The organism is uncultured Acinetobacter sp. (assembly GCF_947624825.1).
In the GTDB taxonomy this organism is placed as follows: domain Bacteria; phylum Pseudomonadota; class Gammaproteobacteria; order Pseudomonadales; family Moraxellaceae; genus Acinetobacter.
Window position 1 is genome coordinate 16,714 of the sequence record NZ_CANQLZ010000015.1, and the last position, 21,414, is coordinate 38,127.

Genomic DNA, 21,414 nt, shown 5'->3' on the forward strand with positions numbered 1-21,414 from the left:
CCATAAATCCTGTTATGCTATTTAAGACTTAACTTCACATAGATGATGAAACATGACATATCAAGACGAAACACTCGCCATTCATGCCGGCTACTCGCCAGAAAGCACCACCAAAGCAGTGGCGGTACCCATTTACCAAACCACGTCTTATGCCTTTGATAACACGCAACATGCCGCCGATTTATTTGATCTTAAAGTGCAAGGCAATATTTACACCCGTATCATGAATCCGACCACTGCTGTGCTTGAACAGCGTGTTGCAGCACTTGAAGGTGGTATTGGTGCACTAGCATTAGCCTCAGGTATGGCAGCCATTACCTATGCTATTCAAACTATTACCGAAGTTGGTGACAATATTGCGTCTGTATCTACGCTGTATGGTGGAACCTATAACCTATTTGCACATACCTTACCTAAACAAGGAATTGAGGTACGTTTCTTTGATTATCAACAACCTGAAAGCTTGCGTGATTTAATTGATGAAAAGACCAAATTGGTATTTGTTGAATCTATTGGTAATCCACTTGGCAACATTATAGATTTAGAAGCCATTGCTACGATTGCACATGAATATGGTGTGCCAGTGGTTGTAGATAACACAGTGGCTACCCCAGTTTTACAAAAATCATTTGATTTTGGTGCCGATATTATCGTGCATTCACTGACCAAATATATTGGTGGGCATGGTAATTCTATCGGTGGCATGATTGTCGATAGTGGTAAATTTCCATGGGGGAAATACCCAGAGCGCTTTAAAGTATTAAACACGCCAGATCCTAGTTACCACGGGGTTAATTATGTAGAGGCTTTAGGTGCTGCGGCGTATATTGCGCGTGCACGAGTGGTACCTTTGCGTAATACGGGCGCTGCAATCAGCCCACAAAATGTTTTTTTAATTTTACAAGGCCTAGAAACCTTAAGTTTACGTATGGAGCGCCATACCGAAAATGCGTTAAAAGTGGCTCAATATTTACAGCAACATCCTAAAGTCAACTGGGTCAATTATGCAGGTCTGCAAGATCATCCACAGCATGCTTTGGCGCAAAAATATGTGAAAGGTAAGCCATCGGCAATTTTATCTTTTGGGGTACAAGATGGTCGTGCCGGTGGTACGCGTTTTATTGATGCCTTGCAACTGTTTACGCGTTTGGTCAATATTGGTGATGCCAAAAGTTTGGCCTGTCATCCTGCCACCACCACGCATCGTCAGTTAAGTGCAGATGAGCTTAAAGCAGCAGGGGTGAGCGAAGATATGGTGCGCTTGAGTGTAGGTATTGAACATATTGATGATTTAATTGCAGATTTAGCACAAGCTTTAGAACAAGTATAAGTGAGTTTTCAACCCATGCATGCATCAAATGTGTGGGTTTTTAAATAGATTAAGTGAGGTTGAAGATCTTAATAATTTTACTGTTGATCACGATTTGAAAAAAGTGATCCAAGTTTGGATCAATCGTTCCGCCTTCAACTTAATGCAATGAATGTCAAAAGAGGATTATTTTAATCTTTTAGTATCAAAGGTAACGTTAATGACATGCTGTATAGAAAATTGATCTAGGTTTATATTTTTTTAACGATGTTGTAAAAATATCAAGCATAAAAAAAGGTACGCTAAGCGTACCTTTTTGATCATCAACTGCTTCTAAAATTATAGAGCAACGATGTTTACAGCGTTAGGGCCTTTTTGACCTTGCGCGATGCTGAATTCAACCTGTTGGCCTTCAGCTAAAGTTTTGAAACCTGAGTTAGCGATTTCGCTGAAATGAGCAAAAACGTCTGGACCAGATTCTTGTTGAATGAAACCGAAACCTTTAGTTTCGTTGAACCATTTAACTGTACCTTTAACTACTGGTGAGTTTGACATCGTATATCCTTCATTTGAAATAATTTTAGCCATTAAATGACTGGGTGTAACTTTGAAAATACTAAAGAATGGGACTTAAAATCTAACAAACGCAGGATTATGAATAAAACGACGAAGTACACAAGAGATTTATCGCAACAAGACTTTTTTTCTAGTTAAGCCAAGTATAACTTAAAAAATCAATTAATCAAGTTTTCTTATAATTATATTGAGTAAATTTATAAAAAAATTGATAAGTATTTGTTAAATATCAGTTTAAAAAAATAAAAAACTTAGATTTTTTATAAAATTTTGAATATGTTTGACAGTATTGGCTGTGGGGATTATCTTGCACATTGTATAAGGTGCTTCTATTAAGAAGTGAAACTGGGAAGTTAGTTTAATGAGCATTCGTTAAAAGCTAACACTGCCCCCGCAACGGTGAATAACGCATCGCGTTTAAGTCCGGAGACCGGCCTCATACACAACCTAAACAATGCGGTGGGCGTTATCAGGGATTGTATGATTGTCTGTTTAAGACAAATCGTGCTTGCCCAACAATCGCCTTCGCATTTTATATCACTATTCGCACGGGCGGTGCGATTTTGGGCTACGTCAAATATGTACACATCTAACAACACCATGCTTGCGGGTGTAATTCTATCCTCGCGATCTACTCTAGCACCTTGCATCCATATAGGGCTCAATTTCACTGCACACAGCCATCTGGCGAGTTAAGCAGTGACTCAGTGTGCTTATTGCTTGGTTTATCTCCAGTAAGAGCATGACCTAAATTTCAAGTTAAGCCTATATCAATATTGGGTGATCTCAATCGACTTGATTGTGGTTTAACGCTTCATATCAGCTGTGTTTGGTGCAGCGCGCATTTTAAGCATTCTTTTTATCAACCCCGCTATGGTGTGTTGAGGTCAATCAATCATGCAAATTTTTAAAAAAACTATCTTAGCAAGTGTCATTTCAGCATCTCCTTTGATGCTATATGCCAATCAAATCCAATTGGCTGATAACGCTACAACCTTCAATCAACAAGCGCTTGCCATTGGTCAAGATGCAGCCGCTAAGTCAGGTGATTCAATTGCCATTGGTCATGAAGCGATTGCGCAAGGTGGTGTGTTTGTATCGTCTTTAACCGGTGAAAAATATTATCCAGCTACCGCAGTGGGTGCTGCTGCACAAGCCACCTCAGATTATGCGACAGCTGTGGGCGCCAGTAGTCGTGCTACGGCTCAATCTGCCACTGCACTTGGTCGTCAAGCCATGGCTGATGCAGAAGGTAGTGTCGCAATTGGTTGGGGCGCTATTGCACGTGAAGTAGGTGATGCTACATCTGCTAAAAATGCAGTTGCCTTAGGTAAACAAGCCAAAGCAGAAAATGATAACGCCACGGCTTTGGGTGCATCATCAACAGCACATGGGCGTGTGTCTGTGGCATTGGGCAACTTCGCTGGTGCTTATCAAGAAGGCTCAGTGGCTATTGGTGCAGATGCCAAATCTCACGTCAAAGGCTCGATTGCGATTGGTCAAAATGCAGTGGTTCAAGTCAAAGACATTAAGGCCGCAGGTGTGACAAGCTATTTAAGCGATATTGCCAATCAAGATGCACGTTTTGGGGTAGTCTCTTTTGGGCAAAAATCAACGCGCTTTAATGTGCCTGATACCACGCGTCGTTTAACCTTTGTGGCCGGCGGAATTGATGATACTGATGCAGCCAACATTGCCCAACTTAAAGTATTAGATGGTAAAATTGCAGGCTTAAAAAACCAGATTGATGATGTGTTACTTGGCCATACAAGCTCATCTCAAAGTACAGCACTGCAAAGCCAATTAGATGAATATCAACAAGAATTACAAAATTTAAAAACCCAGTATAGCACTATAGCTGATACGCTTGAGCACAGTGATGCCACAGACTTAAGTACACAAGCAAAATTGCACGAGCAAAATGTAGCCATTGAACAGACACAACAGCAGTTGAGTCAAATAGAAGATAGAGTTACAACACAAAGTGAAACCTTAGCAGTACAAGGGCAGGAGCTCACACAACATCGCAGTGCAATTTTTGATTTACAAGACACTATGGCGCAATATATGCCAGCGCTTGAACAAAATGTCGCTGATCTCAACCAACGTGTCGATCGTTTAAACACTCAGGTGGAACAAAATCGTCGACGTGCTGATGCTGGTGTAGCAGGTGCGATTGCGATCGCTTCGTTGCCTCAACCTAGCGCCATGGGCCGTACGTCAGTGGGCATGGCTATGGGTTTTAGTGGTGCTGAAAGTGCAGTGTCTATGGGCGCTGTACATCAACTTATGCAAGGTCAAGCCTCGGTAAAAATAGGTACTGCGTTTAATAGCCAAGACAAACCTTCAGGTGGTGTGGGTTTTGGTTGGACATTTAATTAGTTTTTTAAGCTTAGCGCGAGGATCGAATCTAGCCTCGCGCCATGACGTTTAGATTTACCTGATTTATTTTTGCCATCTATTGGTTTCTCTCATGTTTGGTCAATATACATGTGGTGTATTGATCTGTAGCAGTCTATTACAGTTGTAAATCTTATGAAAAGTAACATCTCATCAGCTGCCCAAGCTTTATATGCGTCGAATAAAGCTGAACACATTGGCAGTTTTTTAAGAGCTTTAACATTAAAAAAAGCCCGTTATGACTTTGCCGATCGGGTCATTTATGAAGAAACCTTACGTCAAGTTGAAAATACTGAAATTGACAATTTAATTGATATTCAGCTTGATTTAGATTGTTCGGTCATGACTGATGGTGATTTTCGCCGTGCATGGTGGCATTTTGACTTTTTAGAACAATTCAATGGCATTGATGGCTATAAAACCCGTCACGGCCTGCAATATAAAGATGCTATCAGTAAAGCTTATGATGTGCGTGTAAGTGATAAAATCTCCTTTCATGCTGATCATACTTGTTTGGCGCATTATCGTTATTTACATGACGCGATTGAGGGTTTTGCCACTGCAAAATACTGTATACCGAGTCCTAATATGATGTTATTGCCACATGTGCGTCAGAATCGAACCTATGGCGATGATCTACAAAGTTACATTCAAGATTTAGGTCAAGCCTTTAAAGATGCCATTCACGCCTTATATGCTCAAGGTTGTCGTTATATTCAGATCAATGATCAGTTTTTAGCGTATTTAAGTGATGATCGTTACCGCGAGCAAGAGCTGCTCAATGGTATGAACCCAATTCAATTGGCAGATTATGCGGTAACAACCCTGAACTTAGCTTTAGCAGATAAGCCTCGTGATTTGGTGGTTGGATTGCATATTGAACGGGGAAATTTTAGCTCGAGTTGGTTGTATCAAGGCGATTATGCCTTTGTATTTGCGCATATCTTAACGCGTCTTGAAAACATAGACCGTTATTTTTTAGAATTTGATACACCACGTTCAGGTGACTTTACATGTTTAGCGCAACTCGAACATGTTGATGCAGAGGTTTTTTTAGGTTTAATCTCCACCAAAACAGAAATTATTGAACAACCTAAGCAGATTATTGCGCGTATCCATACTGCGGCCCAATATTTACCCTTATCACGCTTAGGGTTATGTTTACAAAGCGGTTTTGCATCTACCGAAGAGGGCAATAAGGTGTCTTATGATACACAATGGAAAAAAATTAAATTGATGAATCAGGTGGCTCAGCATATTTGGGCTTAATGTTATACTCAGCTCAGATAAACAGCCAAGTGGGTGATCATTTGGCTGCTTTAGCGTATTGCATACATGGTAATCGTTAATTTTTTTGAAGATCATGACTTCAATGCATACCACTGGAAAATTCACTTACACTCAGGGTTAATATGAGCATTTCAACTGCGCTGCCATCTTTAGACAGTATTTTACTGGCGCATCAACACCTCAAGCAACAGCGTCCGTTGGTGCAATGTTTAACCAATACGGTTTCAGTGAATTTTATGGCCAATGTCCTGTTAAGTGCAGGTGCTTCACCAGCAATGGTGGATAATCCTGAAGAAGCAGCAGAATTTGTAGAAGTTGCACAAGGCATTATTATTAATTTAGGTACGCCCACCACCGCATTGGTTGAAGCCATGCGTTTAGCAATTGCTAAAGCTCAACAAATCGGTAAACCTTGGGTACTAGATCCGATTGCAGCAGGCGCCTTATCATGGCGTGGTCAATTGGCCGCTGATTTTTTGTATTATCAACCGACAGTCATACGTGGCAATGCGTCTGAAATTATTGGTTTAGCGGGTTTGGGGCACAATACTAAAGGCTTTGATAGCTCTAATGATCCGGCTGATGCTGTAGACGCAGCACGCTCATTATTACAACATACTCAAGTCGTCTCAGCCTCTGGCGCAGTTGATCATATCATTGCCAAAACGGTGCAGCAGGGCATAGAACAATATTGGCTGGCTAAAATTAAAGGTGGCAGTGAGTTTTTCCCATTGGTGACCGCATCAGGCTGTGCGTTGGGCGCTTTAGTGGCAGCCTATGCTGCTGTAACTGACGCATTTAATGCAGTAGTGAGTGCCCATGCACATTTTGCTGTGGCTGGCAAAAAAGCACATCTGTTGACACATGCACCCGGGGATTTTCAGCGTGAATTTATTAACCAATTATATTTAGTCAATGCCGATGACTTTGCAAACCACTTGCAGTTGAGTATCGATGAGTTAAATGCGCTATGAGTGCATGCTTATCAAGAACATCATATTCATAATGCTCAATATGTTGCTTTAGCCAAAAAACTAGTGATAGTCCTTTTCAATATCAATGCCCATTGCTTGAGCAATTTATTCAAGATTTTGAAAGTTCAGGGCAATTTAAACACATTGATACTGAATTTTTACAGATCTTTTCCAAGACATCATTATTTATTGTGGCAGTGGCATCACAGCAAGTGTTACTGCATTAACTGTTGGTAGCATAAAAGCTAGGACTCAATATTGCAAATTGTGTAATTTTTGAAGACGCTGAAGTAGGAATTATTGCAGCGCAGCGTGCAAATGCACGTGTGATTGTTGTAGGTGAATCATTTTATTTGCTTCGCGGCATTCAAAATTACACAGCACTTGAATATAGCCACCTGTAAGCCTGTGTTACATAGATATAGGTATTTATATATAAATACCTATATTTTTAATGGCTAAGATTTAAAAATCATCACACCACAAACCCCAATACATTACTCGCTCATACCAACCATATATTGCGAGCAATTAGAATCTGAAGACGCGGCTTGAATTTGCTCTTGATTAATTTGAAAAATTTTCGCTGTGCTACTATCTGCAAGTTTTTGTTTGGTGAGTTGTCCTAATTCTCGGACTTGTTGTGGTGTGAGCATGTTATTGTCCACTGCGACAGTTAAGGTGGTACAGGTAGCATTAATGGCATTATACTTAGCTACGGTTTGGCTATTGATGATGTAACCTAAAATTGCCCCAATCACTAAGCTTACGATCACGATCAAACTAGTTTTTGCTGTGGTCATAGTATTTATCCAAAATCATGTATCAAACAAAGTTAATAGATCATCTGGCCAATAAACAAGATTAATTGTGTGAATTTTTGAGCACAGCACATGTTTTTGATACTGTTATATGAAAATAATTCATCAAATGAATGAATAATAGTAATAGCACCCAAGGTATAATAAAAGATTGCTTCTTTTGTGCGATATGCTTTCGCTTGCCTCATGCATACTTTCTCCTCTTTGCTGCAAAAACAGCAATTTAGCATCTTAATTGAACATCTTACTCATTTAGCGCCACAGCCTAGCCTATCGCATTTAGCCGGCTATCCTTGCGTGATGACCTTGGCTGATCGGGTACATAGTGATGATGATCCTGCACCTTTAGACCGCGCGCAGCATGGTGCAAGTGAGCTTGAAAAAGTTTTACATTTTTCGGGTAAAGGTCGCGATATCAAAGATTTCTAACAATTTTTGCAACAGGTACAGGCAGCAGGATTAAAAAATGTACTGTTACTCACAGGCGATAAGTTAAAGTCGCATTGTTTTGACCAACACCGAACCCGTTATCTTGAATCAGTCAATGCAGTGATGGCGGCTAAAGCGCATGGTGGATTTTGCATTGGAGTGGCATTTAATCCATTTAAATATCGAGCTGCTGAAAAACAGGCACAATATTTTAAATTACATAAGAAAATTAAAGCAGGTGCTGACTATATCATTACGCAATTGGGCTATGACTTAAATGCTTTGCGTGAATTAAAAGATTTTATGCAGCAGCATCATTATCAACATCCTGTTTTTGCATGTGTGATGCCACTGACCTTGGCGCGTGCGCAATTTATGCGTCGAGCCAAAGTGGCTGGTATTGTCATCACAGATCACATGTTGGCTGTGCTTGAACACGAAAAACAACAAGGTTTGCTTGAGTACGCTGAGCGCCGTGCTGCTTTACAGATCGTGATTTGCCAATATTTAGGTTTTGCTGGTGTGCATTTGTCGGCTTGTCATCAGCTTGCAGCACAACAGCGTTTAGAAACCTATATTCACGAATATCGTGGTTTAAGTTTGGCAGAATGCGAAGCACTTTGGCAGCAACTGTGGCAACTGAACAGCGGTCATGAGTTTGTGCCTGATTATATCTTGAGCGAAAAACAAGTGACACGCAAAGATTATCTCAAGTATCAACAATTTCATCTGATGCATGAAACGGTTTTTGCTTCAAAAATTGCTAAAGGTGTTGGGCGTATTTTATTTAAAGCACCAATTTGGCAAAATAAAGTGGTGGCACGCAGCTTAATTCAAGCTGAACATGTCAGCAAACATAGCGTGGTGGGGTGCGAAAGTTGCGGACAATGTCGTTTAGCCGAAACTTTGTATATTTGCCCTGAAACGTGCCCCAAAGGTCTTGCCAACGGACCTTGCGGTGGAACACACGGCGATTTGTGTGAGTTTGGGGATCGTGAATGTATCCACTCGGTCAAAGCACGCTTAGCTCAGGCAGTTGGTCAAACTGATCTATTAACACAACCGTTAATTCCAACCGTGCCTATTGAAGTACGTGGCAGTAGTTCTTGGAAAAATTGGTATTTGGCCTAAAAAAAAGCCCGCAATGCGGGCTTTTTTACATTTTTAAGCTGCGGTACTGCTCTTGACTTGCGCAAAGCTGTCATTTAATACGTTTAATGCGGCTTTAAATTGCTCATCAGGAATGGTTAATGGATATAAGAAACGAATCACATTGCCATGTTTACCGCACGACAATAACAGTAAACCGTGTTCCATGGCATAGCGCTGAATTTGTGCAACCTGTTCTGCATTTTGAAGTTCGACCGCCACCATAGAGCCTAAACCGCGTATATCTTGAACAAAAGTATAGCGATCTTTAAGCTCTTCTAAGTGTTCAATCAGCTGAGCACCCAATTTATTGGCACGTTCACACAGCTTTTCTTCGTGAATCACGTCTAATACTGCATGGGCAGCAGCAACTGCTAAAGGATTACCCGCGTAAGTGCCGCCTAAGCCACCCGGATGCGGTGCATCCATAATCTCTTGACGACCAATCACCGCCGAAATTGGAAAACCACCGCCTAAGCTTTTGGCCATGGTCATTAAATCAACTTTAACTTCAGGATGATAATCCATAGCAAACACTTGGCCTGTACGCGCAAAGCCGGTTTGAACCTCATCAGCAATCAGTAAAATTCCGTGTTGATCACATAAAGCACGCAAACGGCGGAAGAACTCAGGTGGAGCAACATGAAAACCACCTTCGCCTTGTACCGGTTCCACAACAATCGCGGCAACAGATTCAGGTGCAATATCAGTAGTTAAAATATCATCAATGCTATTCATGGCAGCATCAATGCTAACTCCATATAAAGCATTTGGATATTTGGCATGAAATACGCCCGCTGGCATTGCACCAAAGTCACGTTTATACGGCAGGACTTTGCCTGTCATGGCCATGGTCATAAAACTACGCCCGTGAAATGCACCCGAAAAGGTGATAATGCCATGGCGACCTGTGGCAGCACGCGCAATTTTTACAGCATTTTCAACTGCTTCTGCACCGGTTGTAAATAAAGCGCCTTTGGCAGGACCTTGAATCGGTGCTAAAGCAATTAAACGTTCTAACAATTCAACATAACTGGCGTAAGGGCTGACCTGAAAAGAGGTGTGTGTAAAGCGATCAAGTTGGGCTTTAACTGCATCAATCACTTTAGGATGGCGATGACCTGTATTAAGGACTGCAATGCCACCGGCAAAATCAGTATAAGTTTTGCCTGTTGTGCTCCAAATGGTGGCATTTTCTGCACGATCCACATACCAATCACATAACACGCCAATACCACGTGCTAAATTTTTTACTTGTTTTTGTTGAATTTGTTGTTGTTGCATTTGTTATTGTCCTTAAGAAAATCATGTATAGCGCTAATGTGGCTGAAGTTATGCGAAGGAACGAGTACCAATTATGAGATTAAATAAGGAGCCAATTTTATTTTCCCAATCTTCATGTTGGTGTGAATGTTGCTTATTACGCTAAGCTAGGCTTAGGATGAAGCAAAGCGATCATTCATATAGATAAACGGATTTTATCGAATATAACAAGGAACAGAATGTTAAAGCACACTTTATTGGCGGACTATATTCAACAAGCCTTGCCTGAACAAACACATGGTGCCTTGTATCAACGCTTGTTTGGCTGTTTAGTTGACGCAATCGCCACAGGAGTTGTGGCATTGGGCAGTAAATTACCAGCGTCACGTGATTTGGCCCTTGAACTCAAGGTGTCACGTAATACAGTGCTCAATGCCTATCAATTATTAGAAGCGCAAGGATATATCCAAGGCTTTACCGGGCGTGGTACCTGGGTAAGTGAGCAACTGCCCGATGACTATCTCAACGCCAAGCCCAATCAGCAACCACAGCTTCCCCCTTTTGCCAAAACCAAACAAATACTGTCACAACGTGCTCAACAGTTCATGCAGCATGTCCATCCGCGCCCCATTCAATGGGGCGCTTTTGTGCCGGGTATTCCAGATGTGAATGAATTTCCACATGCTTTATTTAGCAAAATTCAAAGTCGTATAGGGCAAACACCAGATACTGCCAGTTTGATGTATAGCCATTGGGGAGGCAATGACGAGTTAAAGCAGAGTTTATGCGACTACTTAAAAATGGCACGCTCGGTACGCTGCGAGCCGAGTCAAATTATTATTACAGATGGTACACACCAATCCATTGATCTTATTTCACGTGCTTTATGCGATGTAGGAGATGTAGTGTGGATGGAAGATCCAGGCTATTGGGTGGTACGTAATATTCTGAGCATCAATGGTTTAGATGTTTATGCACAACCTGTAGATGAACAAGGTTTAAATCCCAAACCAGATGCACCTAAGCCCAAGCTGATTTTTGTGACCCCATCGCATCAATATCCATTGGGCTCACATTTAAGTCTAGCAAGACGCCGTGAATTACTTGATTTGGCTCGGCATGAACAAGCCTTTATTGTTGAAGACGATTATGACAGTGAATTTCGCTTTACGGGACAGCCTTTTCCGTCTTTACAAGGTTTAGAACAAGATACCCCTGTAATTTATCTTGGAACGTTTAGTAAAACCATTTATCCAGGGCTCAGGGTCAGTTATATGGTGGTTCCGCACGTATTGGCTGATACCTTTAAACTCATGCTAGACGAGTTACATCGTTCAGGACATCAACTGACGCAACGTGCCTTAGCCAAATTTATGGATGCAGGTCACTATGTTGCTCATATTCGGCGTATGCGCGTGTTATACGCCAAACGGCGCCAATATCTGATTGAGTTGATTGAGCGCTATATGGGCGCAGATATGATCCATCCATTAAGTTTAGATGCCGGCTTACATCTCGTTTTGCGTCTGCCTATCACAATCAATGACCAAGGTCTTGCAGAGTATGCTTATCAACATGGCATTAAAGTCAAAGCCTTATCTTTGTACTATAGCCCACAGCACCCTGCACCCGAGCGTGGTTTGTTATTGGGATTTGCCAGTGTTCCTGAACAAGAAATGCTATCGGCTTTTTTAACCTTAAGACAATGTATGGCCGATTATCAACAAGGTACATCCCCAACTGCCTAAGGTTTTTGAGCACGCACCTATGATTGGTACCTATAAAAGCTCATAAAGTGGTACTCGTCGTAGTGTTTAAAACAAGACACATTGCTTATGTAGTTTGATTGACGCGAACGTTATGTTCACATATTGAAGCATGCATCTAGCTTCAACATAAAAATAAAAAATCTCTGGCGCAAAGCTACGGCCTGTAGATCAATAGATAAGGAATAACAAGTGATGCAGACAAAAGAAAGTCCAGGATTAAGCCAAGCCTTAAAAACCCGTCATTTAACCATGATGTCAATTGCAGGCGTGATTGGTGCAGCTTTGTTTGTTGGCTCAGGTGGAATTATTGCTAAAGCCGGACCTGCAGCGATTCTAGCCTATATCGCAGGTGGGGCACTGGTGGTGTTTATTATGCGTATGCTTGGCGAAATGGCTGCCTCCTCACCAAGTACAGGTTCATTTTCTACTTATGCAGAACGTGCTATTGGTCGTTGGGCAGGATTTACCATTGGTTGGTTATATTGGTGGTTTTGGGCCTTGTTAATGGCATGGGAGGCGTACATTGCAGGTTTAATTTTACATGAATGGTTTCCTGCTTTAAGCGTGAATATGTTTACCCTCGTGATGACCCTGTTTTTATGTAGCATTAATTTTATGCAGGTTCGAAAGTACGGCGAGGTTGAATTTTGGTTTGCTTTAATTAAAGTAGTGGCCATCTCAGCGTTTATTATTGTGGGTGTTGCCGCAGTCATGAATTTTTGGCAAGGCGGTGCGGCAACAGCAGGTTTTTCTAACCTCACTGCACATGGCGGCTTTATGCCAAATGGTATAGGTCCTGTATTAATTGCTCTGCTTGGTGTGATGTTTTCATTTTTAGGGGCTGAGATTGTCACCATCGCTGCATCTGAATCAAAAAATCCTGTTCAAGAAACTCGCCGTGCGATTAAGTCGGTGGTATGGCGAATTTGTTTATTCTATATTGGCTCAATTTTCTTAATTGTATGTTTAGTACCTTGGAATGACCCATTACTCGGTCAAGCAGGTTATGGTAGTTATCGACGTACTTTGGAGCTTTTAGGCATTCCTGGCGTGCAATGGGTGATGAATTTTGTGGTGCTCACATCTGTGAGTAGTTGTTTTGTGTCAGGGCACTATACGGCATCTAGAATGTTATATTCATTGGCACAACGTGGTGATGCGCCAAAGTTATTTAAACAAACCCGTGCCAATGGTACCCCTATTTTTGCCGTTATTGCTTCATGTAGTTTGGCAGTTGCACTGGCTGTGCTTAATTTCTTTGAATCGCTACGCCCAAAAGATATTCTTGATCTATTAATGAATACAACAGGTATGATTGCGCTATTGGTGTATTTAGTGATTGCCATTTCTCAATTACGTTTACGACGCCAAATGCAGCAAAGCGGGCAACAACCTGAGATTAAAATGTGGCTATTTCCCGGCTTAACATATTTGGTTATCTTCTTTATTAGTGCCTGTTTAATTGCCATGATGTTTATTGCAGAATATCAAGTGCTGGTTGTGTCTACAGGAATAGCGACTTTGGTGTTAATGAGCATTGGTTTAGTACTGCAATATAAACAAAAAGCGAAACTTGCAGCTGCTCGTCCACGTTTTAAGCCCCTCCGTCGAGGCTGATAAAACAGTGAATTTGTGCAAAGACTGTAAAAAACTGCTATTGAGGTCACAGCATTTCAGTTATAACCATAGATGAAAAAACAAACATCTGGCGCAGTTAAAATCGCCTTGATGCTATAAATTATTCTACGATGACTCACAATTAAAAATACTGATAGGATGTAAATTTAACGATGTACCCAAATACCCAACTTTATATTAATGGTCAATGGCAAGACGCTCAATCTGGTGATAGCTTGGCTGTGATTAACCCAGCCACAGAACAAGAAATTGGACGTGTTGCTAAAGCCCAAATTGCCGATTTAGATCAAGCATTGCAAGCAGCAGCGCAAGGTTTTGAAGTCTGGAAAGCCACAGCTGCTGCTGAACGTGCCAAAATTATGAAAAAAGCAGCACATTTGCTGCGTGAACGTGCCAATGATATTGCCCGCATTATGACACTTGAACAAGGCAAACCGCTTAAACAAGCCAAGATTGAAACGCTTAGTGCAGCAGATGTGATTGAGTGGTTTGCTGGTGAAGCTGTGCGTAGTTATGGTCAAGTGATTCCATCACGTCAGCAAGATGTGCATAGCTATACTGTAAAAACACCTGTTGGTGTGGTGGCAGCCTTTACCCCATGGAATTTCCCAATTAACCAAATTGTACGTAAAATGTCAGCAGCACTCGCAGCGGGTTGTTCTATTATTATTAAAGGACCAGAAGAAACACCTGCTTCACCTGCACAGTTAATTCAAGCATTTCATGACGCAGGTGTACCCAAAGGGGTCGTCAATTTGGTCTATGGTGAACCTGCGGAAATCTCAGCTTATTTAATTCCGCACCCAGTGGTCGGTAAAATTTCTTTTACAGGCTCAACACCTGTAGGCAAGCAACTTGCAGCACTTGCAGGTCAACATATGAAAAAAGCCACCATGGAACTTGGTGGGCATGCACCAGTATTAATTTTTAAAGATGCAGATTTAGATGTTGCGGTGAGCGAAATGCTGGCTTCAAAATTTAGAAATGCAGGTCAGGTGTGTATTGCACCGACTCGCTTTTTAATTGAACGTGAAGTTTACGACCAAGTGGTTGAAAAAATTAAGCAACAGGTCGAAGCGCTTAAAGTGGGGAGTGGTTTGGATGACGGGGTTGATGTCGGCCCAATGATCCATGCACGTGGTTATGCCAATATTCAAAAGCTCATTCGAAATGCCTTAGACAAGGGTGCAAAATTGGTCTGTGGTGGTCATGCACTAGAAGGCAAGGGCTACTTTATGCAGCCTACAGTTCTTAAAGATGTGCCTTTTGAAGCAGATTGCATGGACAAAGAGCCATTTGGTCCATTGGTGTTATGCCGTCCATTTGATAGCTATAGTGAGGCTGTAGCAGAAGCCAATCGTTTAAGCTTTGGCTTAGCAGCTTATGCGTATAGTCGTAGCAATAAAGTGTGTTTAGATTTAGGTCGTGATATTCAAAGTGGTATGCTCACCATTAATCATGTTGGTTTAGGTTTTCCAGAATTGCCATTTGGTGGTCTTAAAGATTCAGGCTATGGCACTGAAGGTGGAAGTGAAGCGATTAATGCTTACTTTGATACGCGTTTGGTGACTGTTGCAGCACGTTAATTGTATTCAATTAAAAGACGCCCATAGAGGCGTCTTTTTTATCTAAAATTGGCTGCTATATTTGAAGCTATCATCGAGCAATTAATCAGTATTTAATGCCCACGGGTCAGGAAAGATGCTTTTTAGTCAATCTGCTTAAATGCTGTCTAAGTTTTCCAAACTATGAAAAATCACATCTACATTCAGTACATCATTGTGTTTTCTGAAGATAACAGTCACTCATAAATACGTGAATTAACCTACACCTTCTCAAATGAGGGAAAACTTAATTGCAAAAATTTGCTTGATATTGGTACACAAACTGAGTTTTTGTTGCTGTTGAAGTTGGTGCATTATATTGTGCTAAACCTTTTAAAGCACCAAAGCTTAAAGCAGCACGATTAACCACTTTTTGTGTGAAATTTGCATTCTGATCTGAATATTTAAACGAAATTTCGGCTATAACAGGGTTTAGATTGGCGTAAGGCATTTGGGTATACCACAAGCTTAATTCTAAATCGGCATCGAATTCGCCTAAATCAATCGTTGCACCAGCATATTTACGTTCATAGATGGTTAAACCACTGACTTGGTTAAGGGCTCGATTATTACTCAGGTCATAATCATTCTTAAACCCTGCAAATAGAGTGTTGATATCCTCAAAATCATTTATGCTTCGTGACGTTGGAACGGTTGTGGACTTGCTTGAGACGACAACAAAACCTAAATTATCTTTACGAGTAATATCATCTTCTAGTTTTGTTTTCGCACCCGATACATTGCTGGTCAAATCTTTAAAGTCAGTAATATAATGGTCATATCCACGATATTTTAAAGTGACTTCTTTTTTACCATTTTCAATACGTTCTCTGAAGCTGTATCCCATATTCTTTAACGTACAGCTTCCTTGAGTATCGTAAAAGCGGATTTCTCGTTGTGTATCAAAGCTCATGGCACCAGTGACATTGCGAGTGATGCTATTTTCAATCGCATTTTTCGCTGCTGAAAAATAGCGATTTATGTTACTTGCTTCATTGCCATAACTAAAATGTATGGGATCTAAGAATACTTTATATTCACGAGAGGTGACTTTTGGAGATGCATAACTGAGCGATGGTAGAACTGTCAGTGCCAAAAATGTCATCAAGGTCAAAGTTTTTATTTTCATTTTTCACTCTAGATCAAGATTGAAGTTAAGAAGCCCAAAAGTTTTAGCTTTTGGGCTTTATGTATGGTTATGGGTTAAAAAGATTTAACTGATCAGCAATATATAAAGTTGGGGTATCGACGCGCATGCGCACATTATCCAAATATTTTTGTTCTAAACCGTTGGTGGTCCAAAGCCCCATATCGTCATCATTCAAAATCCCAAGTGTTTGTCGGTTAATCAACCATAAACCTTCCATTTTGTCATGTGCATAACCGACACGTTTACCCATATCCAACACCAATGTCTTACTTACAGGCTGAATATTGAGCGCTTGTAATGCTTCCCATTTTTTATCCTGATTGATGAAATACTGCTCTAGGGTTTCACCTTGAATGGTTAAACCAAGTTGAGGGTCTTGCACAAGATCCCCTTGAGTTGCCATATCTTCCAAATTGGTCGCGTCTTTTAAGTTAATACGATAAACATGTTTCATGATATTGGGATCATTTTTAATGAATTTGCCATCACGTTCTAACACTAAAAATTCGTGATCATTAATCGCAATAATCGCTGAGTTTGAGTTTGCATCAATTTCTTGACGATACAGATATTGAGCAACTTTGCCTGTTTCAAGATTGATGGTCACAATACGTGTTAAGGTTGATCTATTCACAGCTTTGCTTGGCAAATCCATAGTTGATTGCATAATCCCAACTAAGGTTTTTTGATCAGGGGTAATGGTTAAACCTTCCATACCACGGTTGGCACGGCGATGACTGAATTCTTGCGGTAAAGTGAATGTATTGCGCAGATCATTCACAAAAGGATTAATACGACCAATTTCTTTTCCACTGGCATCATAGTGCACCATGTGAGGACCATATTCATCACTCACCCAAAATGTCCCATCATTTAATGCCGCCAAACCTTCAGAGTCCAAACCATAATCGTCAAGTTTGATTGGATTGGTGGTTGGGTCATACGGTTTTGATGAATCTTGAGCAATGACCTTGCCATGAATATCGTAAGGGGTTTCGCCTGTACCACCGAGTGCAGCCGTATTAGGCAAGCCACTAATATTCTGTCCATCACGATCTTTTAATAAAATGGTTTTGATCATGTTGATTGAGCCATCCTCTTGTGCCTCAAATAATCCAATTTTAGGTACATAGTCAGGCATTGGGAAAATCTTACCGGCTCCATTCACGCCATCGTTATAGTCAGCATTCGGACCACGATCTGTGATGGCGTAAAATTGTTTATTGTTGGTCGGATGTGCCGCAACATCAGAGCCAAAGCCACCTTGTCGCAGGGTAAATGCACTTGCAATCGTGGTTCCGTTGGCTTGAAAGCTGGTTAAATTTTGGTAAGGTAATGCAACACCTTGGGCAAATAGGTTGGGACCACATTGGAGTGAACTTTGTTGGACTTCATTGCTCTCTAACAGACCATTTTGATTTTGGTCCAAACCACTTTCAATACGTGTGCCAGCACTCCAGCAATCAGCATTACCAAGTACTAAAGGCGTCTGTTGAATCAAGCTATTTAATCCATTTTGACCATTGTCCCCATCATCACCGCATGCGGTTAAGAAAAGTGTTGAAGCGAGTAAAGCTAAAGTGATTGGTGTTTTTTTCATTGTTAATAAGCATTGTTATAAAGTAAGGCTGTATGGTAGGAAGCAAAAATGACATTTATGTGAAAAAATATAAATCATTCAGGATATTAAAATCTTAGATAAGCATTTGGGTTTAAGTATCCTCTTAATTGTTCAACATAGCTTTCATTTTCTAAAGCAGTGCCAAAATTATATTTAAAGGTTGTGTTGGCTGCTTCATGATGAATACTCAATACTTTGAATTGTATGTAGCTAAGCAAAATCTTACATAGCTTATAAGTGTGTATGGTGTGTTGCTTAAATCGCATCTGTGATCATCATTGCAATTGTTTAATATTTTTAATCAATGTTTTACATTTTGGTTTGATTGTTGAATATATTCTCGGGGATATAGGCAAGAGAGATGATTTGTATTTAATAAAAACTAAACAATGTGTGTGTTTTTAAAGTTACTTAAAGTTGGATGTGTTTTTAGGGACTTCATAAAACGGTCATAGCTTTGTCATCTTGATGACATTGCTACACTTTAGTGTGACGGACATTCAAGATCAGGATGTCATTTCATGCGTACTCCCCACAAAATTCTCTCTAGTAGCATCATGTTGGCGTTATTCACCACCTTAGTTGGCTGTAATGACAATGATAAGGCACAGGTCACCACTCCTCAAGTTGAAACACTGCCTCAAGTGGAGCAGCCACCACTGGCAGCACAAACCCAGTATCGCGTTTATCCTTATTTACAAAACCCAACTCATGATGCCATGAGTATTTTATGGTTAAGTGAAGATGATCAGCCAGTGACGGTCACGGTTGAGGGCGTCGGCACATTTAAGAGCCAACCGGTATTGGCTAAAAATTTAGATTATTCTGATGGGGAGCTTGCCTATATTCATGGCGAGAAAAATTTTGGTCAGATTTTTGCCCATGTTGCCAAAGGTCAAGCCCCAAGTTTACCGTATCAGCATCGTATCCGTATCACAGGTTTAACTGCCAATACACAATATACGTATCAAGTGGGCAGTGACCAACCTGAGCCATTTGTGTCGAGCTTTACTACAGCACCTCAGACCTCATCTGCCACGCCAATTAATTTTGTGGTGATGGCAGATATGGAAACAGAACCTGAATCTACTCAAAAAACAGTTGCTTGGGCTGCAAATGCCAAAGCCTCAGGTGGTTGGAAGTTGGCCAGTGACCCAAATACCTATCAGCGTCAGTATTTAGTAGATCAAACTCAAGGCTATCAACAAACTTTAAAATATGCGGCAAGTTTATCGCCGCGTTTATGGTTGATTGCCGGAGACTTGGTAGAAAAGGGTGGTCGTCAACTCGATTGGGATGAATTTTGGCGACATGCTGCAGGCGAGTGGGGCAATATGGCGTCTTCTACGCCTATTTTACCTGTGTTAGGTAACCATGAAAATTATTGGCATCCAAATGCTGGTGGTTATAGTGCTGCCGCCGTACGCCGTGCTTATGATAAATGGGAAAGCTATTTTGAATTACCAGATAACCAAGCCCGCGACCCACGTCATCAAGAGCGTTATTACCGTGTTGATTATGGGCCGGTGACTTTTATTCATTTAGATTCATCCAACGGCGATGACAGCGATGCAAGTAAAGACACCAATTTAGGCTTAAATGGTGCCGAGGCACAGGTACCTGACTTTAATGAAGGTTCAGAACAATGGCGTTGGGCTGAGCGTCAATTGGCTGATGCACGTGCGCAAGGCCAGATTATTTTTGTGCAATGGCATCATATGGCTTATGGCACAGGTGTGCATAGCTTAGTGTCGGGCAATGCTGGTATTGTTAATAATGAAGATAGCCAATCCGGCTTACCTATGCGTGTCTATCATCCTTTATTACGTGATTATGGCGTGACGGCAGTGTTCTCAGGACACAATGAGTTACTCGAAACCGTGACATTAGATGGTATCCATTATTGGGATGTCGGGATTGCAGGAGATGGCTTACGTGGACCGGGTTATGTACCAACGACCACTTATGTGCCTTTTGAGTTATTGCCTGAGGCAGCTCAAGCCACGCATTGGAGCGCACATGGTGATGCTGATGAAGTTTGGCAAGGTCAGCGTTTAGTGGCAGGCGGCAAACATTATGGCTTCTTACATGTTAAAGTTGAACCCACTACAATGGGTCAATATCAAGTGGTGTTTGAACCACGTTATTCACTACCTGTGACCGATGCTTTGGGCAAAGCCACGGGCGAGTTTAAAACAGAAATTTATGATCATGTGGTGAAAGTTCAGGTGCAGCCAAAATCTTAAGCTGATGGCTTGAATATTCATATAAAACTTCATAAGGTGGAGAGATATTCAACTTATCTCTCCCGTTATGATTGTTCGCGATAAAAATAATAGTCTTAGTTTACTGTTTGCATGGTCAGGCACCATTTTACCCAAAGTCTTAGGAGCTTTGCTCTGTGTGGTACTCATTTCGACCTTACTTTTGTATTTTAGTCAGCAGCATTTGATTCATTTTCCTCAAGTCCCTGCCATTGGGTTTACCATTTTTGGGGTAATTTTATCGATCTTTTTAAGTTTTCGGAACAATGCCAGTTATGAGCGTTGGTGGGAAGGGCGTAAACTTTGGGGGGCTTTAATTGCCCATTCACGTCATATCAGTCGTGATAGCCAAGTATTAGATGCACCGGCACGGCGTGTGCTGATGTATCGTGTTATGCTATTTAGTCACTTACTGCGCGATCGTTTGCGCCGTGAGCACCAAGATTTTTCAAGCTATACTGATCATGTCAACTTGAATCAGGCTGAGTTTGAGGCTTTGCCAAGCCATCTAAATGCCGCACAATGGGTTTTAGAGAAAATTCAGGCAGATTTGGTCCATCAACTTAAAAATAGAAACATCTCAGATATTGTCTATCAAGGCTTAACCCAACATATTGTGCAGCTGGGCAATATTCAAGCCGGTTGTGACCGGATTGCCAGTACACCATTGCCTTTTGCTTATTCGGTGTTGTTACATCGCGCCGTGTATGTATTTTGCTTAATCTTGCCCTTTAGTTTAAGTCAAAGTTTAGGACTATGGACACCGCTTTTGGTCGCAATGATTGCGTATTTGGTGTTAGGTTTAGATGCTTTAAGTGCAGAATTAGAAGAGCCCTTTGGACGACAAGACAATGATTTGGCTTTAGATTCCATTGTACGTTTGGTTGAGCGTGAAATGCGTACCGCTTTAGGTGATGCTATTCCTGCTGCCATTACAGCACAGCGCGATAATTTAACCTAAAACATAACACCAAATTCCGACCAAAAAATAGCCTAAGTATTATATGAAATTTAAAATTGCTTATACAAAATAAATTTACGAAAAACTCAACTAAAGAAGAAAAAATTAATTGAAAGGTGATCTTTTAAAGGTCGTGTAAAATCCAATTGGCACTATAACTGTGCCAATGCATAGATTTTTTTAGTGGAATATGCAC

The 21,414-nt window shown here is 41.0% G+C and carries 14 protein-coding genes, 1 pseudogene and 1 riboswitch; of the genes and pseudogenes, 10 read left to right on the forward strand and 5 right to left on the reverse strand.

What is annotated here, in order from left to right:
* Positions 1-52 precede the first annotated feature (52 nt).
* Positions 53-1,330, forward strand: coding sequence for an aminotransferase class V-fold PLP-dependent enzyme (locus tag Q0017_RS05135; protein WP_298143628.1), 1,278 nt, complete (start codon positions 53-55; stop codon positions 1,328-1,330).
* Between the two features lie 318 nt (positions 1,331-1,648).
* Here the strand turns inward: Q0017_RS05135 and Q0017_RS05140 are convergent, their stop codons facing one another.
* A complete protein-coding gene (locus tag Q0017_RS05140; RefSeq protein WP_297426409.1) occupies positions 1,649-1,864 on the reverse strand; it encodes a cold-shock protein in 216 nt (71 codons plus the stop codon).
* Positions 1,865-2,189: 325 nt separating this feature from the next.
* Positions 2,190-2,339: riboswitch (cobalamin riboswitch) on the forward strand.
* A 443-nt stretch (positions 2,340-2,782) separates the two neighbouring features.
* Here Q0017_RS05140 and Q0017_RS05145 point away from each other — a divergent pair.
* The 3 genes from Q0017_RS05145 to thiM all read left to right on the forward strand — a co-directional run bounded on the left by Q0017_RS05145 (position 2,783) and on the right by thiM (position 6,549).
* Positions 2,783-4,267 carry a YadA-like family protein gene (locus Q0017_RS05145; RefSeq protein ID WP_298143631.1) on the forward strand — a complete coding sequence of 495 codons (1,485 nt, stop codon included), beginning with the start codon at positions 2,783-2,785 and terminating at the stop codon, positions 4,265-4,267.
* A gap of 153 nt (positions 4,268-4,420) precedes the next feature.
* Positions 4,421-5,554 (forward strand): 5-methyltetrahydropteroyltriglutamate--homocysteine S-methyltransferase, encoded by a 1,134-nt coding sequence (locus Q0017_RS05150; RefSeq protein ID WP_298143634.1) that lies wholly within the window; start codon positions 4,421-4,423, stop codon positions 5,552-5,554.
* A 143-nt stretch (positions 5,555-5,697) separates the two neighbouring features.
* Entirely contained in the window at positions 5,698-6,549 is an 852-nt protein-coding gene (gene thiM, locus Q0017_RS05155; RefSeq protein WP_298143675.1) for a hydroxyethylthiazole kinase, read from the forward strand.
* A 497-nt stretch (positions 6,550-7,046) separates the two neighbouring features.
* On the opposite strand, the gene Q0017_RS05160 is transcribed toward thiM, so the two are convergent.
* Positions 7,047-7,352 (reverse strand): hypothetical protein, encoded by a 306-nt coding sequence (locus tag Q0017_RS05160; protein WP_298143677.1) that lies wholly within the window; start codon positions 7,350-7,352, stop codon positions 7,047-7,049.
* 204 nt (positions 7,353-7,556) lie between these two features.
* Here Q0017_RS05160 and Q0017_RS05165 point away from each other — a divergent pair.
* Positions 7,557-8,930: pseudogene (locus Q0017_RS05165) on the forward strand (methylenetetrahydrofolate reductase C-terminal domain-containing protein).
* Between the two features lie 33 nt (positions 8,931-8,963).
* Here Q0017_RS05165 and gabT read toward each other — a convergent pair.
* Positions 8,964-10,232 (reverse strand): 4-aminobutyrate--2-oxoglutarate transaminase, encoded by a 1,269-nt coding sequence (gabT, locus tag Q0017_RS05170; protein ID WP_298143680.1) that lies wholly within the window; start codon positions 10,230-10,232, stop codon positions 8,964-8,966.
* 218 nt (positions 10,233-10,450) lie between these two features.
* Here gabT and Q0017_RS05175 point away from each other — a divergent pair, with 218 nt between their 5' ends.
* The 3 genes from Q0017_RS05175 (at position 10,451) to Q0017_RS05185 (ending at position 15,204) form a co-directional block, all read left to right on the forward strand.
* Entirely contained in the window at positions 10,451-11,959 is a 1,509-nt protein-coding gene (locus Q0017_RS05175; RefSeq protein ID WP_298143682.1) for a PLP-dependent aminotransferase family protein, read from the forward strand.
* 213 nt (positions 11,960-12,172) lie between these two features.
* Positions 12,173-13,597, forward strand: a complete 1,425-nt coding sequence (locus Q0017_RS05180; RefSeq protein WP_298143684.1) for an amino acid permease — start codon at positions 12,173-12,175, stop codon at positions 13,595-13,597.
* Positions 13,598-13,770: 173 nt separating this feature from the next.
* On the forward strand, positions 13,771-15,204 hold the full coding sequence (locus Q0017_RS05185; RefSeq protein ID WP_298143687.1) for an NAD-dependent succinate-semialdehyde dehydrogenase: 1,434 nt from the start codon (positions 13,771-13,773) through the stop codon (positions 15,202-15,204).
* A 265-nt stretch (positions 15,205-15,469) separates the two neighbouring features.
* Here Q0017_RS05185 and Q0017_RS05190 read toward each other — a convergent pair whose 3' ends face one another.
* Both Q0017_RS05190 and Q0017_RS05195 read right to left on the reverse strand, forming a co-directional pair.
* A complete protein-coding gene (locus tag Q0017_RS05190; protein ID WP_298143690.1) occupies positions 15,470-16,351 on the reverse strand; it encodes a hypothetical protein in 882 nt (293 codons plus the stop codon).
* Between the two features lie 67 nt (positions 16,352-16,418).
* Positions 16,419-17,972 carry an esterase-like activity of phytase family protein gene (locus Q0017_RS05195; RefSeq protein WP_298143693.1) on the reverse strand — a complete coding sequence of 518 codons (1,554 nt, stop codon included), beginning with the start codon at positions 17,970-17,972 and terminating at the stop codon, positions 16,419-16,421.
* 542 nt (positions 17,973-18,514) lie between these two features.
* On the opposite strand from Q0017_RS05195, the gene Q0017_RS05200 reads away from it, so the two are divergent.
* Together Q0017_RS05200 and Q0017_RS05205 are read left to right on the forward strand one after the other, a co-directional pair.
* Entirely contained in the window at positions 18,515-20,239 is a 1,725-nt protein-coding gene (locus tag Q0017_RS05200; RefSeq protein ID WP_298143696.1) for a metallophosphoesterase, read from the forward strand.
* A gap of 67 nt (positions 20,240-20,306) precedes the next feature.
* On the forward strand, positions 20,307-21,218 hold the full coding sequence (locus Q0017_RS05205) for a bestrophin family protein (protein ID WP_298143699.1): 912 nt from the start codon (positions 20,307-20,309) through the stop codon (positions 21,216-21,218).
* Positions 21,219-21,414: the final 196 nt, after the last annotated feature.